This window comes from Azospirillum picis (assembly GCF_017876115.1).
GTDB lineage: Bacteria > Pseudomonadota > Alphaproteobacteria > Azospirillales > Azospirillaceae > Azospirillum > Azospirillum picis.
This window is the reverse complement of the sequence record NZ_JAGINO010000005.1, coordinates 112,911-132,133: the sequence shown is the minus strand read 5'-3', so window position 1 is coordinate 132,133 and position 19,223 is coordinate 112,911. Positions and strand designations below refer to the sequence as shown.

The 19,223-nt window shown below is 65.8% G+C and carries 17 protein-coding genes; 7 read left to right on the top strand and 10 right to left on the bottom strand.

Features of this window, described 5'->3' with window-relative positions:
• Positions 1-61 precede the first annotated feature (61 nt).
• Positions 62-283 (bottom strand): hypothetical protein, encoded by a 222-nt coding sequence (locus tag J2850_RS09485; protein ID WP_209980960.1) that lies wholly within the window; start codon positions 281-283, stop codon positions 62-64.
• Between the two features lie 454 nt (positions 284-737).
• On the opposite strand from J2850_RS09485, the gene J2850_RS09480 reads away from it, so the two are divergent.
• Positions 738-1,208, top strand: coding sequence for a DUF6641 family protein (locus J2850_RS09480; RefSeq protein ID WP_209980958.1), 471 nt, complete (start codon positions 738-740; stop codon positions 1,206-1,208).
• Positions 1,205-1,546 carry a DUF3768 domain-containing protein gene (locus J2850_RS09475; RefSeq protein ID WP_246512945.1) on the top strand — a complete coding sequence of 114 codons (342 nt, stop codon included), beginning with the start codon at positions 1,205-1,207 and terminating at the stop codon, positions 1,544-1,546. The genes J2850_RS09480 and J2850_RS09475 overlap by 4 nt, the downstream gene beginning before the upstream one ends.
• A gap of 198 nt (positions 1,547-1,744) precedes the next feature.
• Here the strand turns inward: J2850_RS09475 and J2850_RS09470 are convergent, their stop codons facing one another.
• Positions 1,745-5,023 carry a flagellin gene (locus J2850_RS09470; RefSeq protein ID WP_281414970.1) on the bottom strand — a complete coding sequence of 1,093 codons (3,279 nt, stop codon included), beginning with the start codon at positions 5,021-5,023 and terminating at the stop codon, positions 1,745-1,747.
• A 296-nt stretch (positions 5,024-5,319) separates the two neighbouring features.
• Here J2850_RS09470 and J2850_RS09465 point away from each other — a divergent pair, with 296 nt between their 5' ends.
• Entirely contained in the window at positions 5,320-5,766 is a 447-nt protein-coding gene (locus J2850_RS09465) for a MarR family winged helix-turn-helix transcriptional regulator (protein WP_307354342.1), read from the top strand.
• Here the strand turns inward: J2850_RS09465 and J2850_RS09460 are convergent.
• The 3 genes from J2850_RS09460 to J2850_RS09450 all read right to left on the bottom strand — a co-directional run bounded on the left by J2850_RS09460 (position 5,760) and on the right by J2850_RS09450 (position 9,261).
• Positions 5,760-6,131 carry a response regulator gene (locus tag J2850_RS09460; protein WP_209980952.1) on the bottom strand — a complete coding sequence of 124 codons (372 nt, stop codon included), beginning with the start codon at positions 6,129-6,131 and terminating at the stop codon, positions 5,760-5,762. The two genes, J2850_RS09465 and J2850_RS09460, sit on opposite strands and share 7 nt — an antisense overlap.
• A 13-nt stretch (positions 6,132-6,144) precedes the next feature.
• The gene (locus tag J2850_RS09455) at positions 6,145-8,100 is read right to left on the bottom strand and encodes an ATP-binding protein (protein WP_209980950.1); all 1,956 of its coding nucleotides are present in this window, start codon (positions 8,098-8,100) and stop codon (positions 6,145-6,147) included.
• A 243-nt stretch (positions 8,101-8,343) separates the two neighbouring features.
• A complete protein-coding gene (locus J2850_RS09450) occupies positions 8,344-9,261 on the bottom strand; it encodes a LysR family transcriptional regulator (protein WP_209980948.1) in 918 nt (305 codons plus the stop codon).
• Between the two features lie 95 nt (positions 9,262-9,356).
• Here J2850_RS09450 and J2850_RS09445 point away from each other — a divergent pair, with 95 nt between their 5' ends.
• The 3 genes from J2850_RS09445 to J2850_RS09435 all read left to right on the top strand — a co-directional run bounded on the left by J2850_RS09445 (position 9,357) and on the right by J2850_RS09435 (position 11,998).
• Entirely contained in the window at positions 9,357-10,241 is an 885-nt protein-coding gene (locus J2850_RS09445) for a hypothetical protein (protein WP_209980946.1), read from the top strand.
• Between the two features lie 63 nt (positions 10,242-10,304).
• Positions 10,305-10,886 (top strand): YceI family protein, encoded by a 582-nt coding sequence (locus J2850_RS09440; protein ID WP_209980945.1) that lies wholly within the window; start codon positions 10,305-10,307, stop codon positions 10,884-10,886.
• Between the two features lie 110 nt (positions 10,887-10,996).
• Positions 10,997-11,998: a glutathione S-transferase family protein gene (locus tag J2850_RS09435; RefSeq protein ID WP_209980943.1), complete on the top strand. Its 1,002-nt coding sequence runs from the start codon at positions 10,997-10,999 to the stop codon at positions 11,996-11,998.
• A 179-nt stretch (positions 11,999-12,177) separates the two neighbouring features.
• Here the strand turns inward: J2850_RS09435 and J2850_RS09430 are convergent, their stop codons facing one another.
• The 3 genes from J2850_RS09430 to J2850_RS09420 form a co-directional block, all read right to left on the bottom strand.
• Positions 12,178-12,921 carry a response regulator transcription factor gene (locus J2850_RS09430; RefSeq protein ID WP_307354343.1) on the bottom strand — a complete coding sequence of 248 codons (744 nt, stop codon included), beginning with the start codon at positions 12,919-12,921 and terminating at the stop codon, positions 12,178-12,180.
• 188 nt (positions 12,922-13,109) lie between these two features.
• Positions 13,110-14,615 (bottom strand): receiver/sensor box histidine kinase, encoded by a 1,506-nt coding sequence (locus J2850_RS09425; protein WP_209980941.1) that lies wholly within the window; start codon positions 14,613-14,615, stop codon positions 13,110-13,112.
• Positions 14,616-14,834: 219 nt separating this feature from the next.
• Positions 14,835-17,102, bottom strand: a complete 2,268-nt coding sequence (locus J2850_RS09420) for a CheR family methyltransferase (protein WP_209980939.1) — start codon at positions 17,100-17,102, stop codon at positions 14,835-14,837.
• Positions 17,103-17,259: 157 nt separating this feature from the next.
• On the opposite strand from J2850_RS09420, the gene J2850_RS09415 reads away from it, so the two are divergent.
• Positions 17,260-18,273 carry a chemotaxis protein CheB gene (locus J2850_RS09415; protein ID WP_209980937.1) on the top strand — a complete coding sequence of 338 codons (1,014 nt, stop codon included), beginning with the start codon at positions 17,260-17,262 and terminating at the stop codon, positions 18,271-18,273.
• Between the two features lie 8 nt (positions 18,274-18,281).
• On the opposite strand, the gene J2850_RS09410 is transcribed toward J2850_RS09415, so the two are convergent.
• Positions 18,282-18,779 carry a hypothetical protein gene (locus tag J2850_RS09410; RefSeq protein ID WP_209980935.1) on the bottom strand — a complete coding sequence of 166 codons (498 nt, stop codon included), beginning with the start codon at positions 18,777-18,779 and terminating at the stop codon, positions 18,282-18,284.
• Positions 18,779-19,174 carry a DUF6152 family protein gene (locus J2850_RS09405; RefSeq protein ID WP_246512944.1) on the bottom strand — a complete coding sequence of 132 codons (396 nt, stop codon included), beginning with the start codon at positions 19,172-19,174 and terminating at the stop codon, positions 18,779-18,781. The genes J2850_RS09410 and J2850_RS09405 overlap by 1 nt, the downstream gene beginning before the upstream one ends.
• Positions 19,175-19,223 lie beyond the last annotated feature (49 nt).

The following is a 19,223-nucleotide window of genomic DNA, read 5'->3' as shown; positions in this document are numbered from 1 at the left end:
GGCTTAAAACGCTACACAGCCTGCACTCCCTACACAGCGGGAGCCGACTTAACGAAGGCCATCAACCTGCTTTGCCTCCGCTCTGCGCGTCAATCAGTTCCTTTTGTTTCTTGGCAAGCTTTTCCCGCATCTTGTTCACGGTTGCGCGCTTCTTCATTAGCTTCCCTTGTTTGACCAACTCCGCAGATCGACGGCTCGCAGCATCCATGGTGCTATCGTCCATTTCCAGCAGACTCGCCGCCCATTCCTCGTAGCTAATCCCCATAACCTCATGCAATCGCATCGCTCGTTCCTCTCTGTTGCACATTCCGGCCAGCTATTTACCGTTCGCGCAACCATGAGGAATGCTCATATCAAACTTGATGATGGCCGCCATGACCGTAGCATTAAGGCTGAGGTTGGGGGTGGAGAGGACGGAGGATGCTGTGAACGAATTCGTCGTTGAAGGCACAGTCCATGGCAAGCCGGTCAAGGTTCGTGTTTTCGCCCAAAACGCGCACCATGCCCGACAGATGGCAAAGCAACAGACCGCCGATCCCCAGATGAGTTTTCGGTCCGTGAAGCAAGTTTAAGCGTCCACAATCCTTCCGCTATGGAGGCGTAATCGCGAAAAGAGGCATTACGCCCTCAATCTCAGTCAGAATCAAGTTCAGAATAATCGTTGGCTCAACTTCTGAGGGTTGAGTGTCGGTGCCATGACGTTACCGTATGGGTGAAGGAACCTACGGAGAACAGAAATGAGCATCCTGGAAAACTTGATTCTGACGAACATCACCAAGCAGCGGGACACCAGCCCCGAGGGGACTGCGCGCCAAAAGCTCTTGGATGCGCTGGCGCTTCAGAGCGAAGCGGCGACTGCCGCGATGAAGGGCGAGATGTTCATTCGGCGCGTTGGTCGCTGGGTGGATGTGGACGGGACGAAGGAACATAAGGAGGTCCCCGTTCGCTTTCGGCCCTGGTGGTTCAAGGATGAAGCGGGAACGGTTCATCTCCACATTCGCTACGGCAACAAGCCGCTCGAACTCAAGCCGGGTAAGTCAGTTGTCACCGTGGGCACCATGGAGCAGCTGGTGCCGGTGCTGGAACAGGTTCGTCAGGCCGTCACGGCAGGGGAACTCGACAAGGCGATTGCCGGCGCGGTGGCGAGCCGTCAGCGAGTGCTGAAGAAGCCAGCGACGGCCGCTAAGGCTGGGAAGCCGGCTCAATGACCGACAAGGCGATGGGGCGTGCGGCGGAAATCGCACGCCTCAACGACCATCTGCGCCGGACCTTCGAAGGTGGCCGGGTGGTCATTACCGCCGGCATAGCGGCGCTCGATCCCCTCCATGTCAGTCTCATCATGGCAGGGGTTCGCACCTTCGACGCCTTTACGGCGGACAACGACCCGTATAGCGAACATGATTGCGCGACCCTGACGGTTCGAGGGGTGAGGGTGATGTGGAAGATCGACTACTACGACCCCACCATGACCTACCTGTCCTCCGATGCCGCCGATCCCAGCTCGACCGTGCGGGTGCTGACGATCATGCTGGCTGATGAATACTAATAGATGATCTTGTTTTGTTCTTGTTCTGAAATGTTGCGAACTCGTTGCGAACCGCCAAAGTGGGCTGAAAAAATTAGCAAAATCAATTAATTGCTTTCAGTAGAGTAAGCCACTGCATCACCCAGCAGCAGCCGGCCGTCTGATCATCCAGGTGCGGGCGCCCGTGGGGATGAGGGCCATGGCATTCGAGGCCGGTCCTCATCCGAACAGGGTCAGGATGGACTGCTGGCTCTTGCTCGCGAGGCTCAGCCCGGTCGTTCCAAGCTGCTGCCGGGTCTGCAGCATCAGCATCGTCGCGCCGTCTTCCTTCTGATCGGCCAGCGTGAGCTTGCCGGCGCCTTCGACGAGGATATCCGAGAAGCTCTTGGTGAAATCTTCCCGCGTGGTGATGACGCCGAGAGTCGTGGCCAGCGTCTGAGCGGCACTGCGGAGCGCAGCCTGGGCGTGATCGAGGCCACCGACGGCACGATCGATGTCGGCCCGGTCCATCCAGCCGTTCTGCGCCCGGTCGAGCCGCAGCCCTTGCCCGTTCGTCGTCAGGTTCTGGCTTTCGATCACCAGGCGGTCCGACTGTGCCGTGTTGAAGACGACGGCGAGGTCGTTGGAGGTCGAGGGCGCACTCACCTGCACGGTGGTCATCGACGCCGCCGGGACGGCAGGAGTGTTGGCGGCCCGGAAGGTGAACTGCACCGGATCCTTCGGCTCCAGCGCGGGCGTGAACAGCCGATAGGTGTCGCGCCCGGTTTTCCCGGTGATGTCCAGGCGCGCCGTGGCGCCGACGTTCGGGCCGGTGCCCCCGAGGGTGAACACCACGTCGCTCTGGCCGGTGTTCGGCACCTTGAGCATGGCAAGTCCGCCCTTGTCGTCCATCAGCGACGCATAGCGCAGGCCGGGACCGGCGCTGTCGGGAGCATCGACCATCACCGCCAATGCGGTCGAGGTGCCCTTGAAGCCGCTGACCTTGCGTGCGTCGAGCTTGTCGGCGGACGACACCCCCATGCTGGTTTCCTGCTCCAGGCCGGCTCCTTCGGTCAGGGGCGAATCGATGCGGAACAGGGCACGTCCGCCGACGGGCGAATAAGGGTTGGCACCGATGTCGAACCGGCCGGTAGCCCCGGCATTGGGGCCGCTGCCGCCAAGCTTGAAGGCCACGGCCGCCTGCCCGGCATTGGGCACCCGGGCCGTGCCCACGCCGCCCATGCCATCGTCGAAACTGACGGTCTTGAATCCGGGCGCGGCGCTGTCGTCGTTGCCGACCGTCACCGTCACCGCATTGTGCTTCAGGGACCAGCCGGCGAAGTCCGACTGGTAGCCATTGGAGATCCCGATCGCGGCCGGCACGTCGGACGGATCGTAGTCTCTGATCACGGTGGGCGCATCGACGGCCAGGCTGAACTCGTTGACGCCGCTGCCGGCGGAGAAGTTCATTCGGATCGTGGCGCCGGCGTTCCTGGTCGCACCGGCGCCATTCCCGATCAGCGTCAGCGGCACGTCGGTCTGACCGCCTCCGGGAATGGTGGCGGATGCGGTCTCCGTCAGGGTTCCATCAGGGGCATAGCATTCCACGGTCACCGTCTTCATTCCGGTCAGGCTGTCCGGAAGACCGGTCAGGACCCGCATGCGGGTGTTCTGCCGAATGCCGGCGAAGGCCGCATGGTTCTGATCGCTGATCGATGCGACGTTCCCGGTGAGGCTCACGCCGTCATAGCCGTCGATGTCCGTCGACGGAAGGACGCCGTCGGCGGCCGCCATGTAGGAAACCCGCCCCGTGGTCGTAAAGGGCGCCCCGCGCGGATCGGCCGAAATATCCACCTTCAGGCGATCCATGACATCGGCGTGCCCATCGATTGCAAAGGTCAAGGTTCCTGAACTGATGGTGCCGCCCGCATTCGGGACGATGCCGTTGGCCAGGGATGTCCAGGTGATGCCATCGGCGGAGGTTTCGACGCCGACCGTCTTGTGGGTCCAGGCATTGGGCGGGTTCGGATCCTGGGCGCTGCCGAGCTTGCCGGTCGACACCCGATAATAGTGCGTCCCGGGGCCGGCCACTCCGGACACCGTCGCCGCAGCCTTGCCGGCGACGAAAAGCGGTGCTTGGATGTTCTCGCCGTTGGAATAGGTCAGTTTTGCGGGATCGATGTCCATGGTCGCGGTGTGTCCGGCCCCGAAGTCGAAGACCATCGGCCCCGGCTTCGTCGTGGAACTGACGAGGATTGGCGAGGACTGGGCTCCGGTGCTGCTGGCCAGCACCAGGGATATGCCAGGCTCGCCCGGCGTTTCGTTGTTGATGATCCTGAGCGAATACTCGGTGTCCTTGGTCTGGCCGGTCACCGGGCCGACCGAACCGACCGCGGGAGCCTGGCCGCCGCGGATCAACCCGGCGCGGTCGGGAAAGGAAGCCGCCTCCATCAACTGTGCCGGATCGACGGGCAGGCGAACGGTCCCGCTGCCGAAGGCGAAATCATTCTCACCGTCCGTCAACTTTCCGGCACCGCGCGGGTTCGCCGCATCCCTCACCTCCGCCGCTCCCGTAAGGTTGGTCGCGGTGATGCGAAGATCGGTGTTGCGCTCGACCACCGATGTTCCAGCCCCGCCCGCCGGCCGCAGGGCGTCCATCGCATCGAGGTCCACGGCGAACTTCACCTGGACGCCGGAAGAAAACACCTGGTTGAACAGGAGCTTCTCGTTCCGTGCCTTGGCGGTTTCCCAGGCGTCGCGGCTGAAAGTCTGCGTCATGGTTTCATCGCCGCAGCTTATCTGGAAGCTGCGGTCGCGACCCGGAGCACCGGTGACGCTGATGGCGACGTCGTCGAGGTTTCCCCGCCGACGCATGAGAAAGCCCGTGACGTCGAGGTCGGAGATGCCGCGCTCGGCCTCGGCCTTGGCAATGGCGTCGGCTTTGGCGGAGACCGTGCTCTCGCCCGTGACCCGGATCTGATAGGTGTCCGGCGAGACGACATTGGTGACCTTGGCGCCGTCGATTCCGGCGATCGAATTCACCGCCATCCGGGAGGCCGGCGTCGCGTCGAAGCTCCGGCCGTTTCCGGCCAGAAGATTCTTGCCGCCGTAGCCGCTGTCGGCGGCCAGCTTGTCGATCTGGTCGAGAAGCGTATCGAACTGCCTGGCGAGCGCGGCGCGGGTCATCACGGAGGAGGGATCGGTGCCGAGCGCGGCGAAGGCGGCGGTGGTCAGTCCGCGCGCATGCTGGACCAGTTCCTCGATATGGCCGACGGTCTTGGTGGCGCCGGTCGCCGTGCTCACCGCCTGGCCCATGGCGTCCTTGAGCGCCATCAGGTCGTCGGCACGATTGTTCAGTCCCTTTGCGGCGAAGAAGGCCGGCGGATCGTCCAGTGCGTCATTCACCCGCAGGCCGGTCGCGAGGCGCCGTTGGGTCAGCGCCATCCTGTCCTGAACCGTCCGGAGTGCGAGCAGGTTGCTCCTGATCCCGCCTGAAAGCTGAACGTCCGCCAGACTCATGGCCGCCCCCGTACTTTGCGCGTGGCACAGGCCGGGTTGGCATCGATCGGCTTCCCGGCACTTGGTGATCGGTGATCACTATGCAGGGGGCGTGCCAGAATCCGGACGATCAATTCCTTGATATCGCGGGAAAAGAAACGCCGAGACGCGGCAAGAAAGTGACCAGTGAGCTGTTCTTGCCGTGTGGGCCGGCAGATTGTTCCCATTGCACGACGCCGGGCGCTTTGCGAAGGTCATCCTGATCGTTACAGGAATGGAACCCCGCTGGCATGCCCCGACACGTCCGAGCGAAGGGAGTGGCGAGCCTGCTCGAACAAGCTGCGAGGCTCATCCATGGAGCGGGGCACAGCCAGGGCCTCTATCCGGCCCAATGGACGGCCTTGCGCTATTTCGCCGAGGCGACGCCGCAATCGCGGACAGCGGCCGGGCTGATGCGGTACCAGAACATGGCCATGAGTCCGGTCGCCCGGACCGTGCGGGCCTTGGTCGAGAAGGGTCTGGTGGCACGGACGCCCAACCCCAAGGATGGCCGGTCCGACCTGATCGAGTTGACGCCGATGGGACGGGAGCTGTTGCGTCTGGATCCGCGCAACGATCTGGAGGCGCTGCTCGGCAAGGTGACGCCGGATCACCTGGCCTCCCTCGCGCTCGCCCTGCAGGCGGTTATTCAGGGGATGTCGAACACGGACGTGTCGGACGGCACGGAGGACACCATCGGCGACATTGCCGACGGCGGTCAGTGAAGCAGCAGGCTGTTCAGCTTGTCGACCAGTTCGGTGTTGTCGAAGGGTTTGATGAACACCGCATCGGCGGCCCAGGCATCGGCCAGCGCGACCGAGAATTCAATCGATGCCTTCGGCGCTCCCCCCGAGATCGCGACGACCACCGGGCTATGTTCCATGGCCTTGATCACCCTCAACAGTTCGAGCCCGTCGGTCTTCGGCATCCAGATATCGGTGATCACCGCGTCGAAGCTGCCCTCGGCCAGGAAATTCAACGCCTCCAGGCCGTCATGCGCCTCGGTGACGTGGAAGCCATGCCGTTGGAGCGTACTGGCGATGGAGAAGCGGGCTTCTTCGACATCATCGACGAGGAGAACGCGGTACATGACGGATCCCTGGTCAGGCTTCGGAACCGATCGGTGGCACGGTGATCAAAAAGCGCGTCCCTTCGTCGGGCGCCGTTTCCACCTCGATGGTGCCGCCCCAATCCTTAACGATACCGTAGACGACCGACAAGCCCAATCCCGTCCCTTCACCGACCGGTTTGGTGGTGAAGAAGGGCTCGAAGATGCGGGCGCGCACCGCGTCATCCATGCCGGGACCCGTATCGGTCACGCTCAGTCGGAACCATGGTGCGGCACCGGGTCCCTTCGCGGCACGGTCCGGTGGCGCCGCGACCATGTCCAGGCTGATCAGCGCGCGTCCACGGCCCTTCGTGGCATGTGACGCGTTGATCAGCAGATTGGTGACGATCTGCGATATTTCGGTTGCCGAGGCCAGGATCCGCCCACTGGCGTTGTCGTTCCGCACGGTGATCTCGAAGCTGGGAGGGAGGCTGCCCCGGCTCAGTTCCACCGCGGCAAGGACGGCCTCCCCGAAGTCGACGGGCAGGCGAGGGCCGCTGCCCTGGCGGGCGAAGCTCAGCACCTTGCGCACGATATCGGCGGCTTTCACCCCGCAGGAGCCAATCATGCGCAGGTGCCGGCGGGCGTCCTGCCCTTCCTCCCACATGAATTCGGCGTCCTTGGCGAGGTTGATGACCGGATGCAGAAGGTTGTTGATCTCGTGGGCGACGCCGCCGGCGAGCTGGCCGAGTGCGACCAGCTTCTCCCGCTCCCGCTCCTGGCTCTCACGCTCGCGGGTGGCCGCCGCATCCTCATGGAGAAGGAGATAGGCCGTCGATGGACCGTTCCCGTCGCGGATGGGCGCCAGACTGAGCCGGTCGCGAAGCAGTCCGCCATCCGCCCTGACCAGGTCCATCGTATGGAACGCACCTTCCCGGCGGCCGATGGCGTGATGGAGTTCGTCGAGGGCGCCGCCGGATGCCAGCAGCCCGGCGAAATCGGTGTCGCGGAGCTGATCCCGCCTGTAGCCGATGAGCGCGCAGAAGGCATCGTTGACGAACAGCAGCGGCAATCGCCGGTGCGCCGTATCGATGATGGTGACGCTCACCGGGCTGGCGTGGACGGCGGCAGCCAGCATGCGGTTCTCCGACGCGATGTCACGCTGGCGCCGCTCGCTCCGGCGCAGTTCGCTGGCCGTATCCGTGTGTTCGCTGATTGCCGCTCCGATCAGCAGCGCGGCGACGTCGATCATGACGAGCAGGACCTGGAGTTGGGCGGGGTCGCCGGCCCGTCCCAGCGCCTTGAAGAGCAGGACCACCGTGATGTTCGCCACGCCGATGCCGACCACCGCACCGCCGAATCCCTCGCGAAGGGCAAGCATGGTCACCGGGAACAGTACGATGAACCAGGCCTTGCCGTTGGTGGCGAACGCGGCGTCGATCGAGAAGGCGGCGGCGGCGGTGCCGGCGACCGACAGCGCGCCTGCATATTGCGCCGGTGTGGGGCGGGGCAGCCAATGCCGGAGATGGGCGGCGGCTTGCGGTTTGCGCAGAAGCCCGAAGAGCATCAGGAAGGCCGGGCAGGCGAGCAACACCCCGGCGAGGTCGCCGATCCAGAAGGAGACAAGGATATCGGTGAACGTCGAGTTCAGCCAATAGTTCGCGAACATGAATCCGGCGAAGACGGCGGACAGCAGTGTGGAGCCGCAAGCGGCAGCCACGAAGACATTGACATGGCGGCGGCGGGACAGGGGCGCATCGATCGAATGATGCAGGTATAGCCCCGCCCCGCCATATACCAATGCCTGCCGGACTCCGCTCATCATGTCGAGCAGGCTGAATGTATTATCGTAGCAGAAAATCCCGATGACGACGCAGGGCAGATAGCGTGGGCCGAATGCGGCGGTGAAGGCGAGGGTCAGCCCCGGACCGGGGTACCAGGCGCTCGCCGAATGGGAAATGTCGAACAGATGGGCGATTTCATAAAGCGCCGCCCAGCAACATGAGAACAACAGGGTGAGGCCGGCGAAGCGGGCCGGCCATGACCGGTGGTATCGCCGGACAACTGCGGGAAGGTGGCTTGAAACAGCGGAGTGCATGATGGCCGTCGGGCGAGGCTACCGGTATTCGGCGCCATATTACGGCGGCGACGACGGCCCTGCATTGGAAATGCTGTGCAATGATCACGACTTTTCGTCGGCGCGGGTAGGGGGGCTTGTCCCAAACGCCGGTGTGACGGCCATGGCGGCCGGCGCTCAGCCGCCGCAGCGGCCCTCCAGCAGGTCGCGGTCCTTGACGAAGGCGTCCGCCATGAAATCCATGAAGGCGCGCACGCGGCCCATGTGGCGCAGGTCGGCATGGGTGAGCAGCCAGATCCTGCTGTCACCGTCGCTGACGACCGGCCCCAGCCGCCGGAAATCAGGGCTGGGATCGGCGATGCCGCAAGGCAGCAGCCCCAGGCCGTATCCGGCCCGCACCGCTTCGACCACCGCGGTCACCGAGTTGACGCGCAACCCGATCCGGTCCGGCGGGACGTTGCGCTCCACCCACTGCGCCATCATCGTGTAATTGAAGGAATCATCCAGTCCCACCCAGTCGTGGCGGTCCGGGTCGTCCGACGGCTTGCCGGCCCGTTCCGCTCCGTCCAGATAGGCGACGGACCCGTAGACCGCGAAGGCCAGCCCGGACACCGCGCGGCCGATCAGGTTTTCCGGCGGCTTCGCGGTGGCGCGGATGGCGACGTCGGCCTCGCGGCGGGTCAGGCTGAGAGAGGCTTCCGCCGTCATCACGTCGACGCGCAATGCGGGATGGAGGCGGCGGAAGGCGGCGAGGTGGCGCGGCAGGACATAGAGGGTCAGGATGTCGATGGTGGTCACGCGCAGGCTGCCGCGGATCTGGGTGTCCCGGCCGGACAGCAGACGGGCCGCGGCGGCGAGGTCCTCCTCCATCTTCAGCGCCACCCGGTGCAACTCGTCGCCGGCGGCGGTCAGCACATAGCCGCCCGGCAGCTTGTCGAACAGCCGGACGCCCATCGATTTCTCCAACGCCGTCATCCGGCGCAGGACCGTGCTGTGGTTGACACCCATGGCCCGGGCTGCGGCGGACAGCGAGCCGTGCCGCGCCACCGACAACAGGTGACGCAGATCGTCCCAGTTTTCATCCCGCTCATTCATGCAGAGACTTTCTGCAAATTTCGCCAGTTCCCGCTCATTTGAGCACGAGATAGCGTCCGGTGAAAGCAAGCTTCAGCCAAACCGGGCCAAACCCCATGTCCGATCTGCTTCACGACCCTTTCATCCAGTCCAGCCTGCTGCCGCTGGCGATCGGCCTTCTGGCGACGGGTGTGCTGCATCTGCTGCGGCGTTCCCTGGCGGTCGCCGCGATTCCCCTGACCTTCGTCGCCGTCTTCCTGCTGGTGGTCGGCCTGCCGGCCCTGCCGCCGCCGTCCAGCATGGGCAAGCTGTTCTGGGCGTCGGCCGCCGGCCTCGTGCTCGGGATCGTCGCCGATGCCCTGGGTGCCCGGGGACGCGGCGCGGCGACGCTGCTGGCGGTTTGGTTCGCGGCCTCGTTGCTGTGGATCGCCTTGCCGGCGCTCGATGGCGTGGGTCCGGCCGTCACCCTGCTGCTCCTGCTGGGCGCCGGCGGCTGGATCGCCTTCGGCAGCGGGTTCCATGCCCCTGGCACCACCCCCTCCGGCACCGCCCCCTCCGGCACCGCTCCGTCCGGTGGGGCGACGGGGCCGGCCTCGGTGCTGCTCGCCCTGGCGCTGGCGGTCGGCGGCACCGCCCTGATCGGCTCCTCGGCCTCCATCGCCCAGATGGGGCTGGCGCTTGCGGCGGCGGCGGGTGCCTTCCTGCTGTGGAACTGGCCGGCGGAACGCCATGGCTGGGGCCTGTCGGGTCAGGTGGCGCTCGGCATCGCCCTGCTGACGGCGGCCGTCCTGGCGCTGTTCACCGACAGCCGGGCTGTCGTCCTGATCCTCGCCCTGCCGGCGCTGGCGGCAGGTCGCGTCCGCCGCCTTCTGCCGCTGCCGGAGACCGGCCTCGGCCGGGCCGCCGGGGCTGCCGCGGTCACCATTGCCGCGGTCGTCCCGGCGCTCGCCGCCCTCGGTGCCGCTTTCGTCCTCGGCGGGGGCGAAGCGTCGCCCTACTGATCCCCAGTCCTTCCTCCACTCCCGAATCCCCGAAAACAAACCCCGAAATCCGGAGTTCCGTTCATGAAGAAGACCCTGTTCGCCGCCGCCCTGTTCGCATCCGCCGCTTTCGGCGCGGCGTCGGCGTCTGCCGCTCCCGTCACCTACAAGCTCGACCCGGCGCACACCAGCGTGGTGTTCATCGTCAACCATGTCGGCTTCTCGAACCTGTTCGGCCGCTTCGACAAGCCGGCCGGCGAGGTCACCTTCGACAAGGACGCCCCGGAGAAGAGCAGCGTCACCGTCGCGATCGACACCGCCAGCGTCGACACCAACCATGAGAAGCGCGACCAGCACCTGCGCTCCCCGGACTTCTTCAACACGAAGGAGTTTCCGCAGATGACCTTCAAGAGCAGCAAGATCGAGAAGACCGGCGACAACACCGGCAAGCTGCACGGCGACCTGACCCTGCTGGGCGTCAGCAAGCCGGTCGTGCTGGACGTCACCTTCAACAACCAGGGCGTCAGCCCGGCGAGCAAGCAGGAAACCGCCGGCTTCTCCGCCCGCGGCACCATCAAGCGTTCCGACTTCGGGATGAAGTACGGCGTTCCGGCGATCGGCGACGACATCCAGATCCTGATCGAGGTCGAAGCCGTGAAGTCCTGACCGGCCAATCCGCAAGGACGGATGGCGTCATCAGGCTGTTACAGGCACAGGGGCCGCTCCGCCGGCCCCTTTTTTCCATCGAAGGCGCCGTCGGCGAGAAGGGGACCGTCATGCCGCAGCTTGTCAATGGGCAGTGGGTCAAGGGCCACATCGCCGAGAGCGAAATCCGCAACGGTGCCTTCCACCGCGAGCCGACGCGGTTCCGCGACTGGATCACGCCCGACGGGCAGCCGGACGCCGAGGGGCGGCCGGCGCTGCCGGCCGCGGCGGGGCGTTACCAGCTTTTCGTCTCGTATCTCTGCCCCTGGGCCTCGCGGACGCTGATCTTCCGCAAGTTGAAGGGGCTGGAGACGGTGGTCGGCCTGTCGGTGGCCGAACCGGTGATCGGCGAGGATGGCTGGGTCTATGCCGAGGAGCAGGATGCCGGGCCTGCCGTCGGCCCCATCCGTTTTCATCACCAGCTCTACACCGCCAGCCAGCCGGACTACACCGGCAAGGTGTCGGTGCCGGTGCTGTGGGACCGGCAGGAGGGGCGGATCGTGAACAACGAATCCGCCGACATCATCCGCATCCTCAACGGCGCCTTCGACGGCCTGACCGGCAACCGGCTGGACTTCTATCCGGAACCGCTGCGGACCGGGATCGACCGCTGGAACGACCTGATCTACGAGACGGTCAACAACGGTGTCTACCGCTGTGGCTTCGCCAAGTCGCAGGAGAGCTACGACCAGGCGTTCGACGCCCTGTTCGACACGCTCGACCGGCTGGACGGGCATCTCGCGCGCAGCCGGTACCTCGCCGGCGAGTTCCTGACCGAGGCGGACTGGCGGCTGTTCGTGACGCTGGTGCGCTTCGATGCCGCCTACCACGGCGCCTTCAAGTGCAACCTGCGGCGCATCGCCGATTACCCGAACCTGTCCGGCTACCTGCGTGAACTCTACCAGTGGCCGGGCGTGCGCGACACTGTGCGCCTCGACCACATCAAGGCCGGCTACTACACCAACCCGGCGATCAATCCGACGCTGATCGTGCCGAAGGGGCCGCTGATCGACCTCGACCAGCCGCACCAGCGCGGCGGACTGGCGGGGAAGGGCGTGTGGATGCGGGATTGAGCGCCTTGCGGGGCAAGGTGATCTCCTTGCGCCGTGCCCTCGCTGGTTCGTCGCTCCCGTCGCGTTTCCGCCCGACGGTGCCGGGCCGCGACGATACCGGGATGGGCGACACCGGGAACTTGCTCCGTTCCCGCGGAGCCGCCGGTTCCAGGCGGCTCTGCGGGCCTTCCGATGAGGGCTCAGGCCGACGGCTGCACTCCGGCCCTGACCGCCGCCAGCGCCAACTGGGTGCGATTGCGCACGCCGAGCCGCTGCATGACGGTGCGCAGATGCACCTTGATCGTGCCCTCCAGCACGCCCAGGGCGCGGGCGATCTCCTTGTTGGACTGGCCTTCCAGCAGCAGCCGCAGCACTTCGCGCTGCCGGTCGGTCAGCTCGCCGACCGCGTCGCCCTGGTGCCGCGGCGACGGCGTGGACGACAGCGGGATGCGGACCGGGCGCCCACCCTGGGCGGCCGGCGGTGCCGGTGCGAAGATACCGCCGTCCAGGACGATCGGCAGGGCCTGGTCCAGCACCACGCCCTCGCAGCCCTTGTGGACGAAGCCGCGGGCGCCGGCGCGGATGCAGCCGGCGATGACGCCGCCTTCGTTCACCCCGGAAACCACGATCAGCGGCACGTCGCCGGCCGCTTCGAGCATCGTCTTCAGCCCGTCCAGCTCGTTGCTGTCGTCCATATGCAGGTCATACAGGATGACCGTCAGGTCGGGTTCAGAACGGGTCTTGCGCAACGCTTCCGCCAGCGTGCCCGCTTCCACCACCACGGCGTCCGCATAGCGCCGTTTCAACGCCAGCGACAGGCCATAGCGGACCAGGGCATGGTCGTCCACCACCAGGAACTTCATCGGGCCTTCGAACTCATTCAGGTGGTGAGGCTCCGTCGCCAGCTCGGCCATGCCGGTGGCGTACCGCGCTTGTTGAGTCACGTTTGATCCCCTCCATCCGTCGAAAGTATCGTGCGCCATGAGCGCAACGAATCCATCATTGTCAACTTTAGTGCCGAGTCGTCCATTGTCTGAACGCATCAGAGGGCATCCCCGCGGCGCATCGGGATAGGACGACCGCACCCCGAAGGTGGTGTGCGCCCTGCCCCTATGCCACCACCATGAGGTTCTTACCGTTTTTTCTTTGCCCGGAGGCCGAAGGGAGCGGCAACCGGTGCCAACGGCACTGTGACCGAGAAGATCGAGCCATGGCCGGCGCGCGAGCGCAGGCTGATCTCGTGGCCGAGTTGCCGGGCCAGCCGGGCGACGATGGCGAGGCCCAGCCCGACGCCACGGCGTTGGTCGCGTTGCGGATTGTCGAGCTGCTGGAACTCCTCGAATATGGCCCGCTGGCTTTCGGCGGGAATGCCGGGGCCGGAATCCCAGACCTCGATCCGCAGGGATTCGTCCCGGTGCCGGCAGCAGACCAGGATCCCGCCGGAATCGGTGTATTTCAGCGCATTGGCAACGAGGTTCCGCAGAATTCGTTCCAGGAGTTGGACGTCGCTCAACACTGTCGCAGGGCAGGGGACAACCCGGAACCGCAGGCCGCGCATCTCCGCCTGCGGCATGAACTCGCCATGGATGGCATCGAGGATGAGGCCCATCGGCACCGGTTCGATCGTCGGGTCCAGCGCGCCGGCGTCGAGCCTTGCGGTATCCAGCATGCCGTCCAGCAGGGTGCGGGTCGCCACATGGGCCGCAAGCAGCCCGCCCATCAGCGGACGCTCGTCATCGCCCAGCCGGTGGCGCAGCACGTCGAGGAACAGCCCCATCGACATCACCGGCTGGCGCAGGTCATGGCTGGCGGTCGCGAGAAGCCGCAGCTTGTCCGCATCGGCTTGGCGCAGGCGGCGCAATTCCTCGTTCGAGCGCGCGAGTTCGGCATTCGCCTCCTCCACCTGTTCCAGGGACGTGCGCAGTTCCTCATCCATCATCCGCAGCTCTTCGAGCGGCGCGTGCAGCTCCTCTTCGGAGCGGAGGGATGCCTGCCCGCGGCGATCCAGGGCATTCTCACGCAGCGTGAGCCGTTCCAGAACTTCGTCAAGTTGGCGGTTGGTGGCTTGGTTCCGCTCATTGAGCTGGTCGATCTCACGACGTTGACGCTCGATCAGCGCGTTGGCTTCCGTCCGCCGCTGCTCGAGATCCTCGACCAAGGTCAGTGCCTGTTCCAGTTCGGCGGTCAGCCGCACCGGATCGGGGTGTGGCTGGTCTTCCTTGAGCGGTTCGGCAACGCAGATGTAATGCTCGATCAACCCGGTTGGCCCCAGCAACGGGGTTATCCTCAGGGCGCAGAAGTACTCGCTGCCATCCTTGCGCCGGTTCAGCAAGGTTCCGCGGGAGGATCCCCCGTCCACGAGATCGCGCAGGAGGGCTGCGGCCACGGTGCTGTTCGTACGCGGGCTTTGGAGAAGGGAGGGTGTCTTGCCGATCACCTCGTCCGGACGATAACCGGTCAGTCGGGTGAAGGCATGATTGACGTACAGGATCGACGGACCAGGGGTTTCCAGGTTCCGGTCGGTGACGATCACCGCCTGGTCAAGCTCGTCCCAGATCGGCTGAACAACCAAAGGCTTGGCCTTGGTGGTCCTGCTTACGGTGGTCCTGCTTAGATTGGCCCCCCGTACATCCACCATACCGCAGCATTCCTCCCCGATGGTCGGGCGTTCAAGATTACACCGTATCGTGTGTCGTCATCAGAGGAAAGAGAACGGCAAAAACCGCATCTTCGGCTTCCGTTTCGGTAATATACGATGGAGTGGGGTTTTCTCTGCATTTCCGGTGACTAAGTGGCGCAATGGTAAATGGTAAATACCGCTGCCGCAGTCATCGGCGGTGTGGCCCCGGTGGCGCCGTCAGGTCGGCCGCGCGTCCACACTTTCATCCTCTGCCCTGAGGTGTTGCCGCTCGGTGATGTCATGGGCGATGGCGACCAGGATCGGCGGCTCCTCCCGGGCGAAATGCTGCATGCACATCTCCACCGGCCGCGGCGGATTGCTCGCGCTTTCGATGGTCGTCTCGAAGACGATCTCGGCCTTTTCGCCGGAAAGCAGCGGCGCGACGAGGTCGCCGAAGGCACCGGCGTCGATGTCCGGCATCAGGTCGTGAAGCGCGATCTGGCGCAGGGCGTCCAGGCTGTAGCCCAGCTTCGCCTCCGCCCCCCGGTTGACCAGATGGAAGCGGAAGGTGGTGGGATCGATGAAATAGACCTCGTTCAGCGATTCACCGATGATGCGGCCCAGATAATTGGTGAAGGTGTCCGTCCGCGCCCGCTCCGTCACGTCTTCGATGATCAGCACGGCGCCGCGGGCATGCTTGTTTTCATAGAGCAGCGGCGACAGCCGGATGCGGCAGTCGATCCGGCGGCCCCGGCGGTCCATCGCCTCCATGTCCACCGGCTCGGCTGGAGTCTGGGTCGTCAGGATGTCCTGCAGGGGCCGTCGGAGCCGCTGCACCGGCAGGCCGATGTCGAGTTCCAGGAAAGCCTCTCCGGCCACCTCCTCGTTTCTCAAACCCCAGATATTCTCGCTCCAGCGGTTCCATGACTGCACCTTGAGGCTGCCATCCAGAACGATGATGCCGACATCGATGCTGCGCAGGATCGATTCGGAATAGCGTCGGTATTCCCCCGCCTCCTCGCCCTGGCGCCGCATTTCCTCGTTGGCGACTTCCAGCTCCTCGTTGGTCGAGCGGAGTTCCTCGTTCATGGTCTCCAGCTCCTCGTTGGTGGACTGGAGTTCCTCGTTGGTGGTTTCCAACTCCTCGTTGGTGGACTGGAGTTCCTCGTTGGTGGTCTCCAGTTCCTCGTTGGAGGATTGGAGCTCCTCGATGGTGGTTTCCAGGCTTTCCTGTGCCGCCTCGATCTCCTGCTGCAGCAGGAAGACCCGGCTGGTGTCGGTGAAGCTGAGCAGGGTGGCGAAGGCCTTGCCGTCGCGGCTGTAGAGCGGGGACACCTCGATGGTCAGCCGCACCGGCTCGGCGCCCGGCCGGCTGAAGGGCTGGTGCTCGATGCGCACCAGCCGTCCGCTGTTGCGCACCTCCTCGATCCGGCTGCGCAGCTCGGTCGGGCGGTAGGAGATGGTCAGGTCATGGAAGGGACGGCCGATGTCCGCCTCCTCGATGTCGAACAGCCGCCTCGCGTAGCTGTTGGCGAAGACAAGCTGCCCGTCGGCATTCACGGTCAGATAGCCGGTGGAGCTGCTGTCGATGATGCTCTCCAGCAGCCGGGCATGCTGGGTGGCGCGGCCGTTGGCGGGGTCGGTGGCCAGCGACAGGCTGCCGCCGGGGGAACGGCGCCATTCCTGCGGGACCTTGGTGAAGATCCGGCTCTTCAGGTCCACCGCCTCGAACATGCGCGAGCGGGCGAGCTGGGTTTCCGCCTTGCCCAGGAACAGGAATCCGTCATTGACCAGCGCGTAGTGAAGGCGCGGCAGGACGACGCCCTGGGTATCGGCTTCCAGATAGATCAGCAGGTTGCGGCAGACCAGCAGGTCGATGCGCGAGATCGGAGCATCGCTGACGACGTTGTGGCGGCCGAAGATCACGCATTTGCGCAGATCCCGTTGAAACACGTAGTGGTTGTTCGTTCGTTCGAAATAGCGCTCCAGCAGCGCTTCCGGCACCGTCTCCACCTCTCGTGGGGCATAGGTGGCGTGGCGTGCCGTGTTCAGCGCCGCGTCGTCCAGGTCGGTGGCGTAGATCTTGACGCGCCGGCAGAAGTCCGTCGTGCCCAGCGCCTCGGCGAACAGCATCGCCAGCGAATAGGGTTCTTCGCCCGATGCGCAGCCGACGCTCCAGATGCGGATCTGGCCGGTCGGACCTTTCCGTTCGAGGACGCGCGGGACGACGTCGCGCTTGAGCACCGACCAGGCATCGCCGTCCCGGAAGAAGGAGGTGACGTTGATCAGCACGGTATTGAGAAGATCGACGAATTCCTGCGGGTGGGCTTCCAGGAAGGCATGATAGGCGGTGAAGTCCTCCGACCCGACCTCTTCCATCCGCCGGCGGATCCGGCGTTCCAGGCTGGTCCGCTTGTAGCCGCGGAAGTCGATGCCGCGGCTTTCCTGGATGTGGCGGATCAGGTTGGAAAAGTCGCTGTCGCTGTCGTCGGTTGTATTGGTCATGGCCTGCGGCTTCGGGATTTTGGAGGAAGAATAGGCGTCGGGCCGTGCCGCACTCAAGAGGCGTGATGTCCGGCCCCGCACAGGTCGATTGCCCGGGCGATGTGCGGATTCGCACCATTGGCCGGAAACCTCATGCGGACCGGCCTGTTGGTCCATTATGGAAAAGCGAGACATCATCGTCATCGGGGCTTCCGCCGGCGGGCTGACGGCGATTTCCCGCCTGTTCCGCGGCATGCCGGCCGATTGCGTGCCGGCGGTCTTCGTGGTCATCCACGTCACGCCGACCGCGCGCAGCATGCTGCCGAGCCTGCTGGAGCGGACCGGCTGGCTGCCGGCCTTCCATCCCGCCGACGGCGAGGCGATCCGCCCCGGCCACATTCATGTGGCGCCGCCGGACCATCATCTCCTGGTCCATTCCGACCGCGTGCTGGTGCGCCGGGGCCCGCGGGAGAACCGGACCCGACCGGCCGCCGACCCGCTGTTCAGGTCGGCGGCCGTCGCCTTCGGCAGCCGCGTGGTCGGCATCGTGCTGTCCGGCACACTTGACGACGGCGCCTCGGGGCTGCGGGCCATCCATCGCTGCGGTGGCTTGGCGGTGGTCCAGGATCCGGAGGACGCCGAGTGGTCCGGCATGCCGCAGAGCGCCATCGCGCGCACGCCGGTGGACCATGTGCTGCCGGTCGTCGGCATGCCGGCGCTGCTCGCCCGCGTGGTGGGTGAGCGGGCCCCGCCCAGCCCGCCGGTTCCCCTCGATATCGCTGCGGAGGCGCGCATCGCGGAACAGGAGTTCACGACCATGGCTGACGACACCAAGGCGGTCGGCAAACCGACCACCCTCTCCTGTCCGGAATGTGGTGGCGGTTTGACGGAGATTCATGACGGTCCGGTGCTGCGCTTCCGCTGCCAGGTCGGACACGCGTTCAGTCCGGACAGCATGGAGGAGGCGCAGGCGGAAGCCATGGAGAAGGCGCTGTGGGTGGCGTTGCGCACGCACGAGGATCGCATTGAGCTGTTCACCCGCATGGCCGTCCATGCCCGCGAGCGCGGCCAGACGCTGCTGGCCGCCAACTGGGACAAGCAGATGCAGGAGGCCCGCGGCAACGCGGAACTGCTTCGCCGGGTCCTGTCGAAGCCCGAGATCAAGGGGACGAGCAAGCCCAACGGAGATTGACCGGCCTCCTACAGGTAGGCGATCAGCCGCCCCAGCGCCAGCACGCCCACCCAGAGCGCGAGCGACACCGCACCGGCGACTCTCGCCATCGGCGGCGGGCGGCCATCCCAGGCGGCGATGGTGCGACCGGCGCCATGGTGGAACAGGGCGATGTTGGCGAGCGCCAGCACCAGCAGCGCCATCTTGGCCAGGAAGGCCGGGTTGGCGGCCAAGGCCGTCGCTTCGCTGATGAAGAGCAGGGTGCCGGTCGGCACGGTGAGCGCCAAACCGGTCGCGGCCACCGGCAGCAGCAGGCGCGACAGGGGAGAGGCCGGCAGCCGGCAGCCCACCCCCAGCAGCCGCAGGTCGAAGGCGGCGACGGCGCCGACCAGCAGCGCCAGCCCCAGGATGTGCAGCACCTCGACCAGCGGATACACCCAGACCGACTGGCGCAGCGCCTCGCCCAGCCCCGACGTTTCCAGCGCCACCAGCCAGCCGGGTCCGGCCGGACCCTGGCCGTGGTCCATCAGCGCAGCTCGACGGTCTTGCCGCCGGCGGTGATGCGCTCGGCCCGCAGCTCGGTGGGATCCGACTTGCTGGCGTAGCCGACCACCGTCACCGTCTGCCCGGCCTGGACCGATCCCTCCGGCAGGCCACGCGCGGTCATGCGCGCGGGCGGGGCCAGCACCACATGCCACAGCTTGCCGTCCGACTGCAGGTTCAGCATCGCGTGCGGGTTGCGGAAGGCGAACTGGTCGACCGTTCCGGTCAGCGTCAGGGTCTTTTCGGTGTCGTAGCCGCCCCAGCCATGGTGCGCGAGGACAGGCACCGCCGGCGCCAGCACGGCGACCGCCGCAAGGGTCGCGGCGGCGAGCCTGCGGCCGGCGTGCGCGATGGGGATTCGGTCGGCAGTGTCGGCCATGGCGGCGCTCTCCCTCACCTCTGTCATCCGCACAAGACATTGGCGGAAG

Coding starts and splice junctions, on each gene's coding strand:
- J2850_RS09470 (WP_281414970.1), bottom strand. CDS start 5,023: ATGAGTCTGGCGGACGTTCAGCTTTCAGGCGGGATCAGGAGCAACCTG.
- J2850_RS09420 (WP_209980939.1), bottom strand. CDS start 17,102: ATGACCAATACAACCGACGACAGCGACAGCGACTTTTCCAACCTGATC.
- J2850_RS09440 (WP_209980945.1), top strand. CDS start 10,305: ATGAAGAAGACCCTGTTCGCCGCCGCCCTGTTCGCATCCGCCGCTTTC.
- J2850_RS09435 (WP_209980943.1), top strand. CDS start 10,997: ATGCCGCAGCTTGTCAATGGGCAGTGGGTCAAGGGCCACATCGCCGAG.
- J2850_RS09410 (WP_209980935.1), bottom strand. CDS start 18,779: ATGGACCACGGCCAGGGTCCGGCCGGACCCGGCTGGCTGGTGGCGCTG.
- J2850_RS09405 (WP_246512944.1), bottom strand. CDS start 19,174: ATGGCCGACACTGCCGACCGAATCCCCATCGCGCACGCCGGCCGCAGG.
- J2850_RS09475 (WP_246512945.1), top strand. CDS start 1,205: ATGACCGACAAGGCGATGGGGCGTGCGGCGGAAATCGCACGCCTCAAC.
- J2850_RS09480 (WP_209980958.1), top strand. CDS start 738: ATGAGCATCCTGGAAAACTTGATTCTGACGAACATCACCAAGCAGCGG.
- J2850_RS09425 (WP_209980941.1), bottom strand. CDS start 14,615: ATGGTGGATGTACGGGGGGCCAATCTAAGCAGGACCACCGTAAGCAGG.
- J2850_RS09485 (WP_209980960.1), bottom strand. CDS start 283: ATGCGATTGCATGAGGTTATGGGGATTAGCTACGAGGAATGGGCGGCG.
- J2850_RS09450 (WP_209980948.1), bottom strand. CDS start 9,261: ATGAATGAGCGGGATGAAAACTGGGACGATCTGCGTCACCTGTTGTCG.
- J2850_RS09445 (WP_209980946.1), top strand. CDS start 9,357: ATGTCCGATCTGCTTCACGACCCTTTCATCCAGTCCAGCCTGCTGCCG.
- J2850_RS09460 (WP_209980952.1), bottom strand. CDS start 6,131: ATGTACCGCGTTCTCCTCGTCGATGATGTCGAAGAAGCCCGCTTCTCC.
- J2850_RS09415 (WP_209980937.1), top strand. CDS start 17,260: ATGGAAAAGCGAGACATCATCGTCATCGGGGCTTCCGCCGGCGGGCTG.